At 32.1% G+C, this 18,593-nt stretch carries 20 protein-coding genes; 17 read left to right on the forward strand and 3 right to left on the reverse strand.

Annotation, left to right across the window (positions count from 1 at the left end; all coding sequences use genetic code 11):
• The 11 genes from Z053_RS0120295 to Z053_RS0120345 all read left to right on the forward strand — a co-directional run bounded on the left by Z053_RS0120295 (nucleotide 1) and on the right by Z053_RS0120345 (nucleotide 10,243).
• Nucleotides 1–792: a formylglycine-generating enzyme family protein gene (locus Z053_RS0120295; protein ID WP_025666803.1), complete on the forward strand. Its 792-nt coding sequence runs from the start codon at nucleotides 1–3 to the stop codon at nucleotides 790–792.
• Nucleotides 793–849: 57 nt separating this feature from the next.
• A complete protein-coding gene (locus Z053_RS0120300; RefSeq protein WP_035096493.1) occupies nucleotides 850–1,470 on the forward strand; it encodes an SCO family protein in 621 nt (206 codons plus the stop codon).
• Nucleotides 1,471–1,664: 194 nt separating this feature from the next.
• Entirely contained in the window at nucleotides 1,665–2,171 is a 507-nt protein-coding gene (locus Z053_RS0120305; protein WP_025666805.1) for a c-type cytochrome, read from the forward strand.
• Between the two features lie 191 nt (nucleotides 2,172–2,362).
• Nucleotides 2,363–2,938 carry a fasciclin domain-containing protein gene (locus tag Z053_RS0120310; protein WP_025666806.1) on the forward strand — a complete coding sequence of 192 codons (576 nt, stop codon included), beginning with the start codon at nucleotides 2,363–2,365 and terminating at the stop codon, nucleotides 2,936–2,938.
• A 65-nt stretch (nucleotides 2,939–3,003) separates the two neighbouring features.
• On the forward strand, nucleotides 3,004–4,971 hold the full coding sequence (gene nosZ, locus Z053_RS0120315; protein WP_025666807.1) for a Sec-dependent nitrous-oxide reductase: 1,968 nt from the start codon (nucleotides 3,004–3,006) through the stop codon (nucleotides 4,969–4,971).
• Nucleotides 4,972–5,073: 102 nt separating this feature from the next.
• Nucleotides 5,074–5,673: a hypothetical protein gene (locus tag Z053_RS0120320; protein WP_025666808.1), complete on the forward strand. Its 600-nt coding sequence runs from the start codon at nucleotides 5,074–5,076 to the stop codon at nucleotides 5,671–5,673.
• A gap of 1 nt (nucleotide 5,674) precedes the next feature.
• Nucleotides 5,675–6,121 carry a nitrous oxide reductase accessory protein NosL gene (locus Z053_RS0120325; RefSeq protein WP_025666809.1) on the forward strand — a complete coding sequence of 149 codons (447 nt, stop codon included), beginning with the start codon at nucleotides 5,675–5,677 and terminating at the stop codon, nucleotides 6,119–6,121.
• Between the two features lie 134 nt (nucleotides 6,122–6,255).
• Nucleotides 6,256–7,497, forward strand: a complete 1,242-nt coding sequence (locus tag Z053_RS0120330; protein ID WP_025666810.1) for a nitrous oxide reductase family maturation protein NosD — start codon at nucleotides 6,256–6,258, stop codon at nucleotides 7,495–7,497.
• Nucleotides 7,490–8,197: an ABC transporter ATP-binding protein gene (locus Z053_RS0120335; RefSeq protein WP_025666811.1), complete on the forward strand. Its 708-nt coding sequence runs from the start codon at nucleotides 7,490–7,492 to the stop codon at nucleotides 8,195–8,197. The genes Z053_RS0120330 and Z053_RS0120335 overlap by 8 nt, the downstream gene beginning before the upstream one ends.
• The gene (locus Z053_RS0120340) at nucleotides 8,190–8,972 is read left to right on the forward strand and encodes an ABC transporter permease (RefSeq protein WP_025666812.1); all 783 of its coding nucleotides are present in this window, start codon (nucleotides 8,190–8,192) and stop codon (nucleotides 8,970–8,972) included. Before Z053_RS0120335 ends, Z053_RS0120340 begins: the two co-directional genes overlap by 8 nt.
• A gap of 56 nt (nucleotides 8,973–9,028) precedes the next feature.
• Entirely contained in the window at nucleotides 9,029–10,243 is a 1,215-nt protein-coding gene (locus Z053_RS0120345) for a hypothetical protein (RefSeq protein ID WP_241459845.1), read from the forward strand.
• A gap of 34 nt (nucleotides 10,244–10,277) precedes the next feature.
• Here the strand turns inward: Z053_RS0120345 and Z053_RS0120350 are convergent, their stop codons facing one another.
• Nucleotides 10,278–11,906, reverse strand: a complete 1,629-nt coding sequence (locus Z053_RS0120350; protein ID WP_025666814.1) for a hypothetical protein — start codon at nucleotides 11,904–11,906, stop codon at nucleotides 10,278–10,280.
• Nucleotides 11,907–12,291: 385 nt separating this feature from the next.
• Between Z053_RS0120350 and Z053_RS0120355 the strand changes: the two genes are divergently transcribed.
• The 5 genes from Z053_RS0120355 (at nucleotide 12,292) to Z053_RS0120375 (ending at nucleotide 16,741) form a co-directional block, all read left to right on the forward strand.
• Nucleotides 12,292–13,545, forward strand: a complete 1,254-nt coding sequence (locus Z053_RS0120355; protein WP_035096483.1) for an outer membrane beta-barrel protein — start codon at nucleotides 12,292–12,294, stop codon at nucleotides 13,543–13,545.
• A gap of 186 nt (nucleotides 13,546–13,731) precedes the next feature.
• Nucleotides 13,732–14,316, forward strand: coding sequence for a HupE/UreJ family protein (locus Z053_RS0120360; protein ID WP_025666816.1), 585 nt, complete (start codon nucleotides 13,732–13,734; stop codon nucleotides 14,314–14,316).
• An 86-nt stretch (nucleotides 14,317–14,402) separates the two neighbouring features.
• On the forward strand, nucleotides 14,403–14,834 hold the full coding sequence (locus Z053_RS0120365) for a deoxycytidylate deaminase (protein ID WP_025666817.1): 432 nt from the start codon (nucleotides 14,403–14,405) through the stop codon (nucleotides 14,832–14,834).
• A complete protein-coding gene (locus Z053_RS0120370; RefSeq protein WP_025666818.1) occupies nucleotides 14,834–16,417 on the forward strand; it encodes a S41 family peptidase in 1,584 nt (527 codons plus the stop codon). The genes Z053_RS0120365 and Z053_RS0120370 overlap by 1 nt, the downstream gene beginning before the upstream one ends.
• 18 nt (nucleotides 16,418–16,435) lie before the next feature.
• A complete protein-coding gene (locus tag Z053_RS0120375) occupies nucleotides 16,436–16,741 on the forward strand; it encodes a hypothetical protein (RefSeq protein WP_025666819.1) in 306 nt (101 codons plus the stop codon).
• Nucleotides 16,742–16,765: 24 nt separating this feature from the next.
• On the opposite strand, the gene Z053_RS0120380 is transcribed toward Z053_RS0120375, so the two are convergent.
• Nucleotides 16,766–16,966 (reverse strand): hypothetical protein, encoded by a 201-nt coding sequence (locus Z053_RS0120380; RefSeq protein WP_025666820.1) that lies wholly within the window; start codon nucleotides 16,964–16,966, stop codon nucleotides 16,766–16,768.
• An 11-nt stretch (nucleotides 16,967–16,977) separates the two neighbouring features.
• Entirely contained in the window at nucleotides 16,978–17,559 is a 582-nt protein-coding gene (locus Z053_RS0120385) for a MarC family protein (protein ID WP_025666821.1), read from the reverse strand.
• A gap of 114 nt (nucleotides 17,560–17,673) precedes the next feature.
• Between Z053_RS0120385 and Z053_RS0120390 the strand changes: the two genes are divergently transcribed.
• Nucleotides 17,674–18,243 (forward strand): DUF3109 family protein, encoded by a 570-nt coding sequence (locus tag Z053_RS0120390; protein ID WP_025666822.1) that lies wholly within the window; start codon nucleotides 17,674–17,676, stop codon nucleotides 18,241–18,243.
• Nucleotides 18,244–18,593 lie beyond the last annotated feature (350 nt).

Here is an 18,593-nt window from a genome sequence, read left to right on the forward strand (position 1 = left end):
ATGACAACCTCTCCTTTAAAAATAGTTTTCTTTTTTGCTATGTGTATAGTATGTACATTAAATAGTGTTATAGCACAAACAGAAAATATGGTTACTGTTAAAGGAGGGGTTTATATTCCTTTATATGGAGTTGATTCTACAGCTGTAAAAGTCAATGACTTTTTAATGGATGTTTATCCTGTATCAAATAGTGAGTTTTTAGCATTTGTTAAGAAATATCCACAATGGAAACGTAGTCACGTAAAGCGTTTGTTTGCAGATAAGAATTACCTGGTGCTTTGGAAAGATGATAATACGCTAAGTGATCATTTGAAACCTAATTCTCCTATAACAGGTGTTTCTTGGTTTGCTGCCAAAAAATATTGTGAGTGTCAGGGAAAAAGACTACCAACTATTGATGAGTGGGAATATGCCGCAATGGCAGATGATAAGACCATAGATGCAAGAAAAAAAGAAACCTATAATCAATATATTTTAGAATGGTATGAAACCCCTAAATCTTTTAACAATAGTATAGGCTCTACTTTTAAAAATTACTGGGGTATATATGATTTACATGGATTGGTGTGGGAATGGACACTGGATTTTAATTCTGTACTGATATCGGGAGAATCTAGAAAAGATGTAGATAAAGATAGTAATCTGTTTTGTGGCAGTGCAGCAGTTGGAGCTTCAGATTTAATGAACTATGCAGCGTTTATGCGTTATGCTTTTAGAGGTAGTATGAAAGCAAATTATGCAGTAAAGAACCTAGGATTTCGTTGCGTAAAAGATATTGATATAACTCCTTAGACTCATAAGATAAAACTCAAGTACATAATGTATGTTAAATCATCAAATATGATTAAAATGAATATCATAAAAATTTTATTATTAGGAGCAGTTATTTTGTTGGGCTCTTGTAATAAAGAAAAAAAACAAGAAGAAGTAGCTGTGTCAGAATCCACATCCAAAGAACACAGTACTTCTATTTCTGAACTTTCGATCTACAATTTACCCGCTATCTGGACCACGCAGGATAATAAAAAAATAGAACTCAAAGAACTAAAAGGAGATGTTCTTGTAATGGTAATGATTTACACCTCCTGTAAAGCAGCCTGCCCGAGATTGGTTGCCGATATGAGAGATATAGAAGCTCAAATTCCAGAATCTAAAAAAGAGAATGTTAAACTCTTATTAGTAAGCATTGACCCAGAGACGGATACCCCCGAGAGGCTTAAAAAATTCTCTATTGAGAATGAAATGGAATCCGATCAATGGCTGTTTCTTAGAGGTACAAAATCAGATACCAGAGAATTTGCAGCAGTTCTAGCTGTTAATTATAAAAAAATATCACCAATGGATTTTTCACACTCTAATATCATAAGTGTTTTTGATCAGGGTGGAGAGCTAGTACATCAACAAGAAGGGTTAGGAGTAAACAATAAGGAAACCGTGGATAAAATTATTGAGTTGGCGCGCATTAATTAAACGATAATATAGTCTTTTACCCCTTTTCTATTTAAGAATTTTCTGAAAACAAAAAAATAAAAGACTAATTTGTCCGAAAATATGACTTTTATCATATTTATGTCCCCGTCCCATACCTAATTTTGTCTTATATAATCAAAATAATATTTCTCTTAAGAAATGAATTTTTGAACAATAATCTTAAATCTATTAAAATGATTAGACTAGACAAATTGATACTCTTATTTGCTGTTACTTTATTGATAAGTTGCGGAGGAAAAGAAGAAAAAAAGGAAGAACAAATTAAAATAGGAAAAAGTACAACAACTCAAAAAAAAGAAACCAAACCTGTTTCTACCGGCGTTCCTGCATCAAAAAAAGTTGATCTTACAAATAAGGGAGTAGGGCCAATCAAGAGTTTGGTGTTAGATGCCACCATCGATGAAAAAATGGCTGCTCAAGGAGCCGAGCTCTTCAAAACAAAATGTACTGCTTGTCATAAAACTCATAAGAAGTTTATAGGACCAGCTCCTGTTGACATTTTAAAAAGAAGAACCCCAGAATGGGTGATGAATATGATTCTGGATCCTGAAAAAATGATTAAAGAAGATCCATTGGCTCAAGAGCTATTAAAAGAACATAATGGTTCTCCTATGGCTAATCAAAGCTTAAAAGAGGAAGAAGCCAGAGCTATTTTAGAGTACTTCAGGACACTGAAATAAAAGTAATAAACCAAGTGTAGATGACAGCCATACAATAAGAAAATGTCTTAGAGATATTTTAAAAGAAACTATTGTTTAATAGGTAGAAATAACGAAACGAACTACTTGTCCCGATGAAAATCAGGAGCTATGTGACCCCATTGATCTATATCAATACTCGTCTGACCATTTAACATAATCAATATAAACGCATGAAAACAACTAAAGTAACTTTTTTGATTTTACTATGCTTTACTTTCCTGCTAAGTTGCAAAACTGAAACAAAGAAAGAACAAGTAGATTCAACTACCAAAAACGCAGTTACAGAAACTGCAGAGAAACAAGGACAAGCATTTATCCAGGATGATGAAGCGACGCCTAATGTACTTAATATTGCTATTGGTTCTAAAGATCATACTACATTGGTAGCAGCTGTTCAGGCTGCTGGTTTAGAAAATGCCTTAGTAAATGCAGGACCCTTAATGGTATTCGCTCCTACTAATGAAGCGTTTGATGCATTACCAGCCGGAACAGTAGAAAATCTTTTGAAACCAGAAAATAAAGATGCGTTAGCGAATATTCTAAAATACCATGTAACCCCTGGTAATTATTCAAAAGATTTTCTGAAAAAATTTAAGAAACTAGGCCAATCCAATGGTGTCGATGTAAAAGTAACTAAAGACGAAAGTGATGTTTTTATCGGAGAAGCCAAAATTATAGCAAGTATTCCTGCTGGTAACGGAATAGTACATGTTATCGATAAAGTATTACTTCCTCCATCTAATTAATAAATAAATAAAAACTGATCTGGATCAGCACAGATTTGACCTCTACAACAATAAATATAAACCAGATGAAACAAATATCTAAAATACTCTTTATAACAGCAATACTTAGCTTGATGATAAGTAGTTGTGCCGATGTTAATAAAGATAAAAAAATAACGGATGGAGCTTTGGGCTCTAATGCGGCAGAAAAAGTCTACGTAGCCCCCGGAGAGCATGACGAGTTTTATGCATTCGTCTCAGGAGGATTTAGCGGACAATTATCAGTATATGGGCTTCCGTCAGGAAGATTATTTAAAGTAATTCCTGTTTTTTCGCAGGACGCAGAAAAAGCCTGGGGCTATAATGAAGAAACAAAGCCAATGCTCAATACCTCTTATGGTTTTGTTCCTTGGGATGATGCTCACCACCCTGATATATCACAAACCAATGGAGAAGTCGATGGACGGTGGGTTTTTATTAACGGAAACAATACTCCAAGAATTGCAAAAATTGATCTAAGCACTTTCGAGACTACAGAAATAATTGAAGTGCCTAATAGTGCCGGTAATCATAGTTCTTCTTTTGTAACAGAAAATACAGAGTATGTGGTAGCAGGAACTCGTTTTTCTGTGCCCGTGCCACAAGAAGATATTGCTATCAAAGAATACAAAGGAAAATTTAAAGGAGCTGTATCTTTTATTAGTGTAGATCCTGATCATGGAAACATGGAAATGGCTTTTCAGATTTTACTGCCAGGTTTTAATTATGATCTAGCGCATCCAGGTAGAGGAACTTCACATGGTTGGTTCTTTTTTACTACATATAATACAGAAGAAGCAAATTCTTTACTAGAAGTAAATGCATCTCAAAATGATAAAGATTTCATTGCTGCGATCAATTGGAAAAAAGCAGAAGAATATATTAAACAAGGAAAATTTAAAACAATGCCGGCTAATTATGCACATAATGTATATGATGAGAAAACACACACGGCTACCTCTACAATGAAAAAAGAGGTAAAAGTATTAGATCCTGCAGAATGTCCGGGGCTGGTATACTTTTTACCAACACCAAAATCACCACATGGTTGTGATGTAGACCCATCGGGAGAATATATCGTGGGTAATGGTAAACTTTCGGCCGACCTTACAGTGCACTCGTTTAGTAAGATGATTAAGGCTATCGAAAATAAACAGTTTGATGGTGATGCATACGGAATTCCGATTATTAAATTTGAAGATGCGCTGGCAGGTGTTGTTTCTCAAGCTGGCCTGGGACCATTACATACCGAATTTGATGGTAAAGGAAACGGATATACCACTTTCTTTATTTCTTCCGAAGTAGTAAAATGGAAACTAGGAAGTTGGGAAGTAGTAGACAGAAAACCTACATACTATTCTGTAGGTCACTTGATGATTCCGGGAGGAAACTCTAGAAAACCATTTGGGAAATATGTACTGGCGATGAACAAGATAACCAAAGACCGTTATCTACCAACCGGACCAGAAGTTACACAATCAGCACAATTATATGATATCACAGGCGAAAAAATGGAACTACTATTAGATTTTCCAACTATTGGAGAGCCACATTATGCTGCCGGTATTGCTGCAGATCTAATAAAACCTCGTTCTAAAAAGATCTATAAATTAGAAGAAAACGAACATAAGTATGCTGTTAAAAATAATGAAAATGTAAGAGTAGAACGTGACGGAAAAGAAGTACACGTATATATGACTATGATTAGGAGTCATTTTACTCCAGATAATATAGAAGGGATTAAAGTAGGAGATAAGGTCTATTTTCATGTCACAAATTTAGAACAAGATTATGATGTACCACATGGAGTGAGTATGATCGGAGCCAATACTTCTGAGCTGTTAATAATGCCCGGACAAACAGAAACTTTTGTTTGGGAGCCTAAGCAAGTAGGAGTCTGGCCTTTCTATTGTACCGATTTTTGTTCGGCATTACATCAAGAGATGCAAGGATATGTAAGGGTATCACCAGCATCATCTAATATAGAACTTTCTTGGTCTCTAGGAGAAGATTAATTTCTGATGCTACCAGGAAGGAGATAGATTAGTTATATTTCCAAAAAAGCGAGAGGACAAAACCCCTCTCGCTTTTAAATCAACTTAAAAAAGATTGTTATCATGAAGAAGAAATCAAGAATATTAATGCTTGTAGGAGCATTACTGCCTTTATTTTTGTTTGTATTTCCTCTTTGGAATATTACATTAGAAGCTCCTCAATATCCAACCCCATTAGGAATGGATATCTATATAAACGATTTCGCCGACATGCATCCTCATGATATTAAGAATATCAATTTGATGAATCATTATGTTGGGATGAAATATATTCCCGAATCGATTCCAGAATTCAGGATTTTTCCTATCGTGATTATAATAATGGCTTCTTTAGGTACTGTATTAGCTTTTACAACAAACTATAAATGGTTTTTAGGGTGGTTTATTGTAATGGCTCTTTTAGCTTTGGCAGGAATCTACGATTTTTACCTTTGGGAACACGACTATGGCCATAATTTGGATCCAAAAGCAATAATGAAATTTACTAATCCAGACGGGACTGTTATGGGGTTTCAACCTCCTTTATTCGGAACTAAAGATATTTTAAATTTTAGAGCGCATTCATACCCTCAATTGGGAGCATATTTTTTAGCTGCAGGAATGGCCTTGACCTTTATTTCTTATTTCGTAGGAAAACGTGAAAAAACTTCAAAACTTCAATAAAATGGAAAAGTATAACTTTAACAACATCGTCTTTTTTATTTTGATGATCGTGTTTTTTAGCTCATGTAATGTTCAACCAGAAACAATACACTATGGAGAGGATAATTGTCATTATTGTCGAATGACTATTGTCGATAAAATTCATGGAGCAGAGATTGTAACAAAAAAAGGCAAGGTGTTCAAGTTTGATGCTGTAGAATGTATGATAAATTATTCTGCAGAGATAGATAAAGAAGAGGTGTCACTTTACCTTTCTAATCACTACGATGCTCCAGAAGAATTAATTGATGCAACGCAAGCTACTTTTTTGATAAGTAAAAATATATCAAGCCCCATGGGAGCATTTTTAACTTCATTTGAGAATGAGTCGAGTGCAAAAAAAGTGAAATCTGAAAAAGGGGGAGATGTATTTACCTGGGAAGAACTTTTAAAACACCTAAAACATTAAAAACAGGAATATATCTATTAGGTGACCACCAGATAAAAATACCTTATCCCGATGAAGACCGGAAACTGTTCTAATTCTATATTGGTTAGCCTGGACACAAATCTAACCTTCAGGGAAAACAAAAAAATAAATAGATGTTTCAAATCAGAAAAATACTATTTCTGGCAATTTTTCTTCTACCCGTATTGCTTCTAGGCAAGACTATAAAGGTCTGTAATTCCTGTGAAATAAGAACGATTAAAGAAGGTGTAGCTATAGCCACAGCACTTGATACAGTAGTGATAAAAAAAGGAAAGTATAATGAATTTGATATTGTGATTGATAAACCTTTGACATTATTGGGTGAAAACTATCCCATAATTGATGGAGAGTTAAAAGGAGGAATTATAAAAGTTATTTCTGATAATGTTACTGTAGATGGGTTATTCATTATTAATGTGGGTACTAGTTATACAGAAGATTATGCGGCTGTTCGAGTGGTGAAAAGCAAAAATTTTTTGATACAAAATTTGGTGTTAGAAAAGCTGTTTTTTGGGATTTATATAGAGAAATCAAGAGACGGCAGAATTTTTCATAACAAGATTATAGGTGATGCAGTAGAAGAGTACAATTCGGGTAATGGCATACAACTATGGTATTCTCAAAATATAGATATAGAAAATAATATCATTACACATGTAAGAGACGGGATTTATCTTGAGTTTGCTAATGATTGTAGAATAAAAAATAATATAAGTTCTAATAACTTACGATATGGGTTGCATTTTATGTTTTCTAATAATGACCTGTATGAAAACAATACGTTTGAGAATAATGGGGCAGGGGTTGCTGTAATGTTCTCTAAGAAGATAAAAATGTTGACTAATACGTTTAAAGAAAACTGGGGAACAGCATCCTATGGTCTTCTGTTGAAAGAGATCAATGATGCAGAAATAACAGGGAATATTTTTAAAGAAAATACAATAGGAATTAATATCGAAGGCTCTAATCGAATTAGGTATACCAAAAACAGTTTTATAAAAAACGGTTGGGCCATTAAAGTACGTGGTGCATGTTATGCAAATATATTTAGCAATAATAATTTTATGTATAATTCATTTGATGTTTCTTATAACAGTAAACTTAATGATAACAAATTTGATAAGAATTATTGGAGTGGGTATACAGGATATGATTTGGATAAAGATGGTATTGGAGATGTACCCTACAGACCAGTAAAACTATTCTCATATATTGTAAATCGAACCCCAGAAACGATTATCTTAATGAGGAGTTTGTTTATTGATATCATAGATTTTTCTGAAAAAGTTTCCCCTGTATTTACTCCTGATAATTTACTTGACAATTATCCACTAATGAAAAGTAAGAATGATTAAAATTGATAATTTACATAAGAATTTTGGAAAGAATCAGGTCCTTAAAGGAGTCGATCTAGGTATTACTGAAGGTGGGATATTTGCAATACTAGGACCCAATGGATCTGGTAAAACGACATTGATTAAATCTATTCTTGGGATGGTTATCCCAAATAAAGGTGATATTTTTATTGATGACACCCCAATTAAGAAAAACTGGAAATATCGTCAGCAAATAGATTATTTACCACAGATAGCTAATTTTCCTGCAAACTTAACGGTGAAAGAATTGATTAGAATGATCAAAGATTTGCGAAATAAACCTGGAGATGATGCTGCATTGATAGCCTCTTTTCAATTAACCCCTTTTCTGAATAAAAAACTAAGTAACTTGTCTGGAGGGACAAAACAAAAAGTAAATTTAGTATTAACATTAATGTTTGATAGTCCATTAATTATTCTAGATGAACCTACTACAGGACTTGATCCTATTGCTTTGTTAGAGTTAAAAAAAATAATACAAAAAGAAAAAACAAAAGGAAAAACAATTTTAATTACTTCTCATATCATGAGTTTTGTTGAAGAGGTTGCTGATGAAATTGTTTTTCTCCTTGAAGGTAAAGTGTATTTCAAGGGAAATATAAGCACTTTAAAACAAAAGACTAAGGAAACCGATTTCGAACATGCGATTGCTAATTTGCTAAAAGAAAACAATGCTTAAGATTTTAAAATATAGTTTTTACGACCTTATTCGTAGCCGATGGAGTTATGTGTACTTGCTTTTTTATTTAGCATTGGGATTTGTATTATTATTCCTGAATAATGATTTGTCTAAAGCTGTAATCACTTTGATGAATGTGATTATCATTCTTGTTCCTCTTATCGGAACCATTTTTGGAGTAATGTATTATTATAATTCTAAAGAATTTACAGAATTGCTTTTGGCACAACCCATTAAAAGATCATCTATATTTCTTGGGCAATACCTGGGAGTAGCACTTTCTCTTTCTATGAGTTTGATAATAGGGTTAGGGTTACCATTTACTATGTATGGTCTCTTTCAATCGAATACCATTTGGGAATTTTTATTACTTCTCATTACAGGTACATTTTTGACATTAATTTTTACTGCATTGGCATTTAACATTGCACTGTATAATGAAAATAAGATAAAAGGGTTTAGTTATGCTATTTTACTTTGGTTATTTATGGCAGTAATCTATGACGGTCTTTTTTTAATGTCGTTAATCATGTTTGAGTCATATCCATTAGATAAATTTTCAATAGGAGTAACCTTATTTAACCCTATTGATTTATCCAGGATTTTGATCTTATTGAAACTTGATATTTCTGCTTTACTAGGATATACCGGCGCTGTTTTTCAGAAATTCTTCGGTACTAATTTAGGAGTAATTTTATCTTGTGTTGCACTTTCTATTTGGGTATTTTTACCTACATTCAACATCTATAGAAAATCTAAGAAAAAAGATTTTTAACGCTAGATTTGTTGTATTGAAGAGACTGTTGCATGATAAATTCAAAACGAGACACCATGATATCACTTGCCTTTTTTCTATTGGCAGCTGCACTTGGTGTTTTTTTAAGATTTTTATATGTTTTTGATATATCTGTAGACTATAGATATATTGTACATACTCACTCTCATATTGCATTATTAGGATGGGTGTATATTGGTTTAACAACGTTGCTTTGTAAATTGTATTTGAAGAAGAGCAATGTTGGTAAGGGATATAGAAATATTTTCTGGTTTACCCAATTTACTTTATTAGGAATGTTGTTTAGCTTTCCTTTTCAAGGATATGCATTATTCTCGATAACTTTTTCTACACTTTTTCTTTTTGCTTCGTATTGGTTTACCTGGTTTTTTATTAAAAATATACCCGAGAAGTTTAAGAATACAAAATCCTATAAATGTATAAAGATTTCTTTGTGGTACATGGTTATTTCTAGTATTGGCCCCTGGGCATTAGGAGCGATAATGAGTACATTAGGAGCAGATTCTATCTGGTATAGGCTAGCCATTTATTTTTATTTACATTTTCAATATAACGGATGGATGATACTAGCTTTATTTGGGTTACTGATTTTTATTCTTGAAAATCAAAAAGTAAGTATCTCTAATAGTGATTTTAATGGCTTCTTCTGGGCAATTAACCTTGGGATTATTTTAAGTTTTTTCCTTTCGGTATTATGGACTAAACCGGCAAGTATTTATTATATTTTAGGAGGAGTAGGTAGCCTACTTCAGGGTATAGCATTTTTGATATTTATTAAGCTACTAATAAAATCAAGAACAGTAGTGAGCAATATATTTTCTGGTTTTCAAAAAAAATTATTGAGAACAGTAGGTATTCTGTTACTAATTAAGTTTTTGCTACAGATAGCCTCTGCTTTTCCTTATGTTGCAAACCTGGCGACTACTATTCTGGATTTTACGATTGCTTATTTACACTGGACTTTTCTAGGAGTAGTAAGTATTAGTTTATTTATATTCTTAGATTATTTTAAACTTATTAAGATTCCTAAAAAAGGATATTATATCTATCTTTTTGGGTTTGCTCTCACAGAAATATTGATTTTTTATAAAGGGGCAGTTATTTGGCTTGATTTTATTTTTTTCGAACAATATTTTGTTGCACTTTCAATAGCGAGTATCGTGGTTTTGATTGGTATTGGTTTTCTTTTTATTGCTAATTTAAGATTGGCTGTAAAACATGATTTCAAAAATAGAGATATACTTTCTTAATATAAAAATTACAGTTTGCAGCTTACATTATTTTTTATGAACTAGGAATCTGATTTGGTTCTAGTTCGATAATGTACGCATTACTGTCTTCATCTCTTCCGGCAAACCATGTGCTTGTAAATATTATTTTGGTAAAATCTCTGTTTACAGATCCTTTTGTTTCTGCCCAGTAATTTTTACCTGGGAATTTTGCATGATCTCCGTAAGTGTTCGAGATATTTAATATTCTTCCGTCTTGTTTTAATTCTATAGCTATGAGTTTATTTTGAGCCCATCCATTTAGTGGATTCGCACTTGAATAAGTAGATAATAGTGCCCACCCTGGTTTATTGAAAGCTTTTAAAGAGTAATGATTGGCAGCATTAATTGGTTTGTCACCACCAGAATTATATTGATACAAATGGTTAAACTCTGTTTTTTGATTAGCTTGTATGTCGTACATAAAGATTTGACCTTCATTGTCCTGGTAATCTGCAGCGATGTATACATCATGCCCATTAGGGAGAATTCCTAAATCAGAATGCTCAGAAGTTCTATGCAATTGCACATAAGAAGAAAAATCTCTTGTATATGCACGTGTTCCCACACCATTTTGTGTGCTAGAAGGAACTATATAGTCACCAGAAGGAGACATACTCACATGATCTGGTTTATCTCCATAATCTGCTTTGTCCAAGTAGCCTACAATTGCATTCTCTTGCTGATCGTAAACGATTAACCCCAAAAAATGAAGATCATTACCAACTACTTTTTCTATCATCAAACCTCGATATCTTCCATCTTTAGAACTGGTTCCTTCGGCTTTTGTCCAGGCTGCTGCTGCATCGGGCCATATCTGTTTTACCGAAGTCAAACTAGTATTACCATTAATAGAAGCAACTTTTGTAAGATCTATTATTGTTTTAACTTCATCGGTTACTATATCATGTTCATAAAATTTAAGTCCAATCCCATTCAAATCTGTGTAAATAACTTTATTAGGATCTGTAAGGTGCCAGTCTATTTCACAATCTGAAGCAGGGCCTTGAAGTTTTTTATAATGACTTCCGTCTATATTGTATACATGATGAAACCCATTTTCAGCATAAATTAAAATTTTTGTGTCATCGATATTAAAAGATTGCTTTCTAGAATATTCATTAACCATAAAATTTGCCCCAGCACCATCTTGTGATGGATTGGATAATCGTCGTACCGTTGTTTTATAATGAGGGTTTGTATATGATTCACCGGGTAATAAAACAGTAGGGAAGTTAAGATCAGATTTTGGATCATAGAAATCATAGCCTTCGATTAGATCAAAACTAGTACTTTCTGCTTCTTTTACAGTAATATTTATTTTGGCAGTTATAGGAGTATTTATACCATCTGTAGCAGTTACATTAAGAGTTTCGACACCTACTTGATCAGATATATATTCAATACTATTTTTTTCTGATGTAAAAGTAATTTTAGAATCTGGGGTTACTGTATATGTTAGTGTGTTACCAGATGAATTTTTGATATTTCCCAGAATGATTTTTTTAGATTCATTTTGAATCGCTGTTATATTTTGATCTTTAAGCCTGTATGAATCGGTATTTCCGTTAATAGGAGTATCATCATTTTTAGAACTACAGGATAAAAATAAAAGAGTTAATAAGGGGTATACTAATGTTTTCATAATCATGGGGATTTGTATGAGTAGACAAATTATTATTCTAGTATTGTAATCTATACCCTGTTTTCAGTGAAATTGATAAACTTCAATTTAATGCAGTTAGTGAAGTCTGAAAAATGTAAGAGGTTTAATACAAATCCATGATTTAGACCCACCTAGAAAATAACTCTTAATGCTTTGCTAAAGTTTAGTTAAGCGAGAAAAATTGCATTTTACGTTTCTATACTTAAAAGAAATCTATGGGTTAGATCTATACAATATTAGAGTGACATTATTATCACAAACATTTTTATGTCAGTTCCGAAAAATGAAACTGAGACCTATTATTATTGCAATGTGAAAATTGAATGTAGAAACCATATAAATACACAAAAACAAAACATTGAAAATGAAAAAACAATCACTTTTATTTCTATTAATGATCTTAAGTCTTACCGGTTATGCTCAAATTAAATTTGAACAAGGGTATTTTATTGATAATAATGGAACAAAAACAGAATGCCTTATAAAAAATGTAGATTGGCATGATAACCCCAGCCAGATTGAATATAAAGTAAGTGAAGGTGCTAAGGCTAAGATGGGCTATATAAAAAATATTAAAGAATTTGCAGTTTCTGATCTAAAATATGTAAGAGAAACTGTAAATATTGATATGTCGAGTGAGGAATTAAATCATTTAAGTGCTACTAAAAACCCTGAATTCAAAGAGGCAACTTTATTTCTGAAACATATAGTACAAGGTGCAGCGAATCTATATCAATACGAAGAAGGAAACTTAATTAGATATTTTTACCAGGTAGGTGATAAGGATATACAGCAGTTAATCTATAAAACGTATAGAGTTACACAAGAAATAGTAAACGGAGTAGCAAAAGAAAGAACTAATAAAATTGATAAGAATAATCGATATAAACAGCAGCTTTGGACAGATGTTAAATGTGATAACATCAAGGAAAGCGATGCAGTAAAGGCAAACTACAAGAAAAATAGTTTAGTAAAGTATTTTGTAAAATATAATAAATGTAAGGATCCAAGTTTTGTAAATACTCGTAAACAAGAAGATAGAGATTTGTTTAACCTTACTATTAGACCAGGGATTATTTTTTCGACTCTTTATGATTCAAAAGAAACAGGAAGTATTTCTGGTTTGGGTGATTTTGAAAGTAAAACAAATTTTAGATTTGGGATTGAAGCAGAGTTTATTTTACCTTTTAATAAAAATAAATGGGGAATATTTATAGAACCTACTTATCAATCGTATAAATCAAATCTAGAAATTGAAGAAACAACCTTTATTGGTACAAATACCAGGACTTTTACTGTAGACTATAAATCTATAGAATTACCCATAGGTTTAAGACATTATCTTTTCTTGAGTGATAAATCCAAACTATTTATTAATGCCGCATATGTAGTAGATTTTGAATTTGATTCTACATTTCAAGAAGAAATTAATGGTATTACTAAAACTAAAGATTTTAGAACAAGGACTAACGTTTTAGGGGGTATTGGGTATAAATATAATAATCGATATAGTATAGAAGCTCGTTATGGAATGGGCCGTAAATCTGGTAAAATTTTTAGTACCAGCTCATATAGTTATAGATCTTTTTCATTAGTCTTAGGGTATTCACTATTTTAAAAATACTTTTCGAAAGAAAAATATTGATAAATAAAAGAAAAACTCAGGAACATACTCCTGGGTTTTTTTGATTCTGGTAGTTGGTTGTGTTTCAGAATTTCTTAAATTTTTGATAAGAATTTTTTATGTATTTCTTCGTTCTTGTATTTAGTTGTACATTAGTCCCACACCTCAAAACCTAAAATTATGTCAGAGTTTTGGCTTTATATAAAGCTGGGTTTTGGTCACGTGCTAGATTGGCATGCTTATGACCATATTTTGTTTTTAATTGCACTAACAGTTGGGTATACTTTTGATAACTGGAAACGTATTTTATTACTGGTTACCATATTTACAGTAGGACATACATTGTCTTTGTTTTTGGCAGCATATAATGTAGTGTCAGTAAATTCGAGATTGGTAGAATTCTTGATTCCTTTAACCATTTTGATTACAGGATTGTTTAATGTATTTACTGCAAAAAATACTTCAAAAAATAGTAAAGTAGGAATCTTATACGGAGTAACTCTTTTTTTTGGATTAATTCACGGATTAGGGTTTTCTAGTTATTTTAGAGCAATTAGTAGTAATGTGAATTCTAAAATTTTACCCTTAATCGAGTTTGCATTAGGGGTCGAAGCTGCACAGATTATTATTGTTTTATTAGTTCTTATAGTTAGCTTTATATTTCAGACCTTTTTTCGATTTTCAAAACGAGATTGGATACTTGTTGTTTCTTCTATTGTAATAGGGATGGTAATCCCCATGCTTATTGCAAATAAAATTTGGTGAATAAGTAGTGATTAGGGTTGTATTTGCCACATCGTAATAATATATTCGTACTTTGATTGTTATCAATACACTAGTCATTCTATTTTATGTCAAAAAAAAAACAACTGAAGTACGATAAAGCCTATCTAAGGATTGCAAGAGAATGGGGGAAATTATCTCATTGTGAAAGAAAAAAAGTTGGTGCGGTTATTGTAAAGGATAGAATGATTATTTCAGATGGATTTAATGGAACCCCAACAGGTTTTGAGAATCCATGTGAAGACGAAGAAGGATATACAAAGTGGTATGTATTGCATGCAGAAGCAAATGCGATTTCTAAAGTAGCTTCATCTACTCAATCGTGTAGAGGAGCGACATTATATATTACATTATCACCATGTAAGGAGTGTAGTAAATTGATTCACCAGGCAGGAATAAAACGCATAGTGTATCAAATTGGTTATAAAGATGACTCTGGTTTGCAGTTTCTTGCTAAAGCTGGAGTAGAAATAGAACAGATTACGGATTTAGAAGAATAATGGGATATTCAAAAAAATACTTGCCTTTGTTTTTGGGTTTGGCTGTAGGGGCCGGAGTATTTTTGGGTAGTAAACTTGATTTTAGCAACCCTTCGGCAAAGCTATTTTCTTATAACCCCAAAAAAGAAAAACTAAATAGGCTTATTGATTATATAGATTATGAATATGTAGATGAAATCAATACCGATAGTATTGTAGAAGTTACAGTAAACAGGATATTAGAAAACCTGGATCCTCATTCGATATATATCCCATCAGAAGAACTTGAAGGGATTACAGAGAATATGCAAGGAGATTTTATTGGTATAGGGGTGAGTTATTATCCTTATAGAGATACAATATCTGTGATTAATACTATAAAAGGAGGACCGAGTGAAAAATCGGGAATTAAGGCAGGAGATAGAATATTAATGGCAGATAGTGATACTTTGTATGGAGAACGCTTAATAAGAGATGGATTAGCAAATAGATTAAAAGGCGAGCTAAACAGCCAGGTGCAACTTAGAGTGTATAGAAAAGGCAAAGGAATATTTGATGTAGTTGTAAAAAGAGGGCGTGTGCCTATACAAAGTGTAGATGCAGCCTATATGTTGGATGATAAAATGGGATATGTAAAAGTAAATCGTTTTGCAGAAACAACTTACAAAGAATTTAAAATAGCATTAGATGAACTAATAGACGAAGGAGCCGAAAATATGGTAATTGATCTTCGTGATAATGGAGGAGGATTTATTGCTCCGGCTCTAAAAATGGCAGACGAATTTTTGAAGGATGATGTGCTGATTATGTTTACCAAAAATAAAAAAGGAGCTATCGAAAATAATTTTGCTACCAATAAAGGAAGTTTTGAACAAGGAAAAGTTTACGTGCTAATCAACGAAAACTCTGCCTCTGCCAGTGAAATTTTTGCAGGAGCAATTCAAGATAATGATAGAGGAGCTATCGTTGGTAGACGTTCTTACGGAAAAGGTCTCGTGCAAAGAGAAATGGCATTAGGAGACGGTAGTGCAATACGATTAACAATTTCAAGATACTATACGCCTACCGGGCGGTCGATACAAAAACCATATGCCAACGGAAATAAAGAATATTTTAATGAGTATATGGAGCGATATAAAAATGGAGAATTGCAGAATGCAGATAGTATTCAGGTAGCAGATTCTTTAAAATTTAAAACTCCTGGAGGTAAAATTGTTTATGGAGGTGGAGGTATTATACCAGATATATTTGTTAGTAAAGATACAACACGTGTTGGTGAAACATTAGATTATATGTTACGTTCTGGCCGTATGGGAGGATATGTATTTGAAGAACTAGATAAAAACAGGTCGTATTATAATGATTTATCTGAAAATGAGTTTAATGAAAAAATTAATATAGAGGATACCTTTGCTGAAGATTTTTTAAAATATTCAAGGCAAAGAGGGATAGAAATTGAGTTGAAAAATTATGAAGCTCAATTAAAAAAATATTTGAAAGCGACAATGGCGCAACAATTATTTGGAACTGGGGCTTTTGAAAGGATTATAAATAAAGATGATGCAATGATTAATAAAGTATTGTCACTTTCTAAAAAAGAATAACTTATATCTAATATATATATGTCAGAATTTGAAGAATATCTAGTAGCTATTGCAATATGCTCCCCGCTTTTTTTCTTTATTATAGCAGTTGCTTTTAGGTTGTTAGATAATAGTGCTTCTATTTTTTTAAAGCATGATATATTAGTTGATACCTCTTATGTTTCTGGTGATATAATAAGAGAGCATATTCATAGTTCTGAAGATTTAAAACTTAAAAAATCTTTAAAGAAAGCACTGTTGTTTAGAAAACTACATAACTTTTTTATGATCCTAATGGTAATTTCAATTCCACCAGTGATTATTGCCTGCTTCTTTGTGTTTTAAATGTATTGCTATTAGAAACAAAGTTTAGTTTCCTCTTTTTTTCTTCTGAATATTTCTAGAAACCAATAAGATTGTCATTAACATAACAACACAAGCAGAAGAAAAAATACCAATAAGAGCTGTTTTACTATCACCAATCAATAAATTATCAAAATCTAGATAGGTTATATTATAAATAATTAAACCTGTAGCAATAGTAATTAATAGGTATATAAAATATTTCATTTGTTTTAAAACTAAATAGTGGTTAATAGCTCTTTAATATTTGCTGTAAATAATTTAACTGCAATAGCCAGCAAAATTACCCCAAATATTTTCCGTATCACATTAATTCCTTGCTTACCAAGTACTTTTTCTATTTTTCCAGAGGATTTTAGAACAATATATACAAAGATAATATTAATTAGTATCGCTATTATTATATTAATTGTGTGATACTCTGCTCGTAAAGATAAGATTGATGTCATAGTACCTGCTCCTGCAATAAGAGGGAAAGCAAGTGGAACTACAGCTGCGGTTTCTGGCTCATCGTCTTTATATAATTGAATACCTAATATCATTTCTATAGCTAAAAAGAAAATAATGAAAGAACCTGCAACAGCAAAAGAATTAACATCTATACCAATTAGACTCAGGATTTCTTTTCCTACAAATAAGAAAAGAATCATTAAGATTGCTGCTACAATAGAAGCCTTTTCACTTTGTACATGGCCTACTTTTTTACGAAGATCTAAAATAATAGGAATACTTCCTATGATATCTATTACGGCAAACAGAACCATACTCGCAGTCAATATTTCTTTAAGGTCAAAGTTCATAGTAAGATAGTTTCAAAAATTTGAGCAAATATAAATAGACTTTATTAAATAAAGGTATTATAAAAAGGTGAATAAATTGTAAAAAATCTCTTGTATAAGAATTATCTTAGCGCCATGTTTCAATTAGGAAAAACCATAGTTTCTGAGGATATTATTGAAAAAGACTTTGTGTGTAATCTCTCTGCATGCAAAGGAATCTGCTGCATTGATGGTGAGGCAGGAGCACCTTTAGAAGAGTCAGAAACTCATAAGCTTAAAGAGATATACCCTATTGTTAAACCTTATTTGAGAAAAGAAGGTATTGAGGCTATCGAGCATTACGGAACCCATATTAAAACGGCTAATGGAGAATTAGAAACACCTCTAATCGATGGAGCAGATTGTGCATATGTGATTTTTGATGGAAAAGGAACAGCTATGTGCGCTATCGAAGAAGCGTATAATCAAGGCGAAGTTGATTGGAAAAAACCAGTATCTTGTCATTTATACCCGGTTAGAGTACAGGAATATACAGAGTTCTCTGCTGTAAATTATCATAAATGGGAAATTTGTGATGATGCCTGTACATTAGGTAAAGAATTTCAAGTGCCGATCTATAAATTTGTTAAAGAAGCCTTAATTAGAAAATTTGGAGAAGATTGGTATATCGAACTTGAAAACGTTGCAGAAAAATTGAGAAAATAACCCTTTCGTTATATTTTTAGATGTAAATAACACTTCTTTTTTGCTTTTTTTTGTGTTAAAAAAAGAATTTTCAAGGTTACGGGTTTACCGTAAATTGATGTATTTTCCTTTCTAGGTTTTTCAACAGAAAAACCTCGGCTAGCAAGTGAAAAATAAGAGATTTTTGAAGATGATGTTCACATTATCTGTATTTTTCAAAAAACACTTAATATTTTGATTAACAAAGTGTTATATGTGTTTTTGTGAAAGATCATTTTTGTTACAAAATCACTTCGTGTTGAAAACTTTGTTGAAAACGTTTGTTAACTTTTGGTAGAACTTTTAACCTATTTTTTGATCTTTGTAAGACC

Origin of the sequence: Aquimarina megaterium XH134, assembly GCF_000520975.1 — a bacterium.
GTDB classification, from domain to species: domain Bacteria; phylum Bacteroidota; class Bacteroidia; order Flavobacteriales; family Flavobacteriaceae; genus Aquimarina; species Aquimarina megaterium.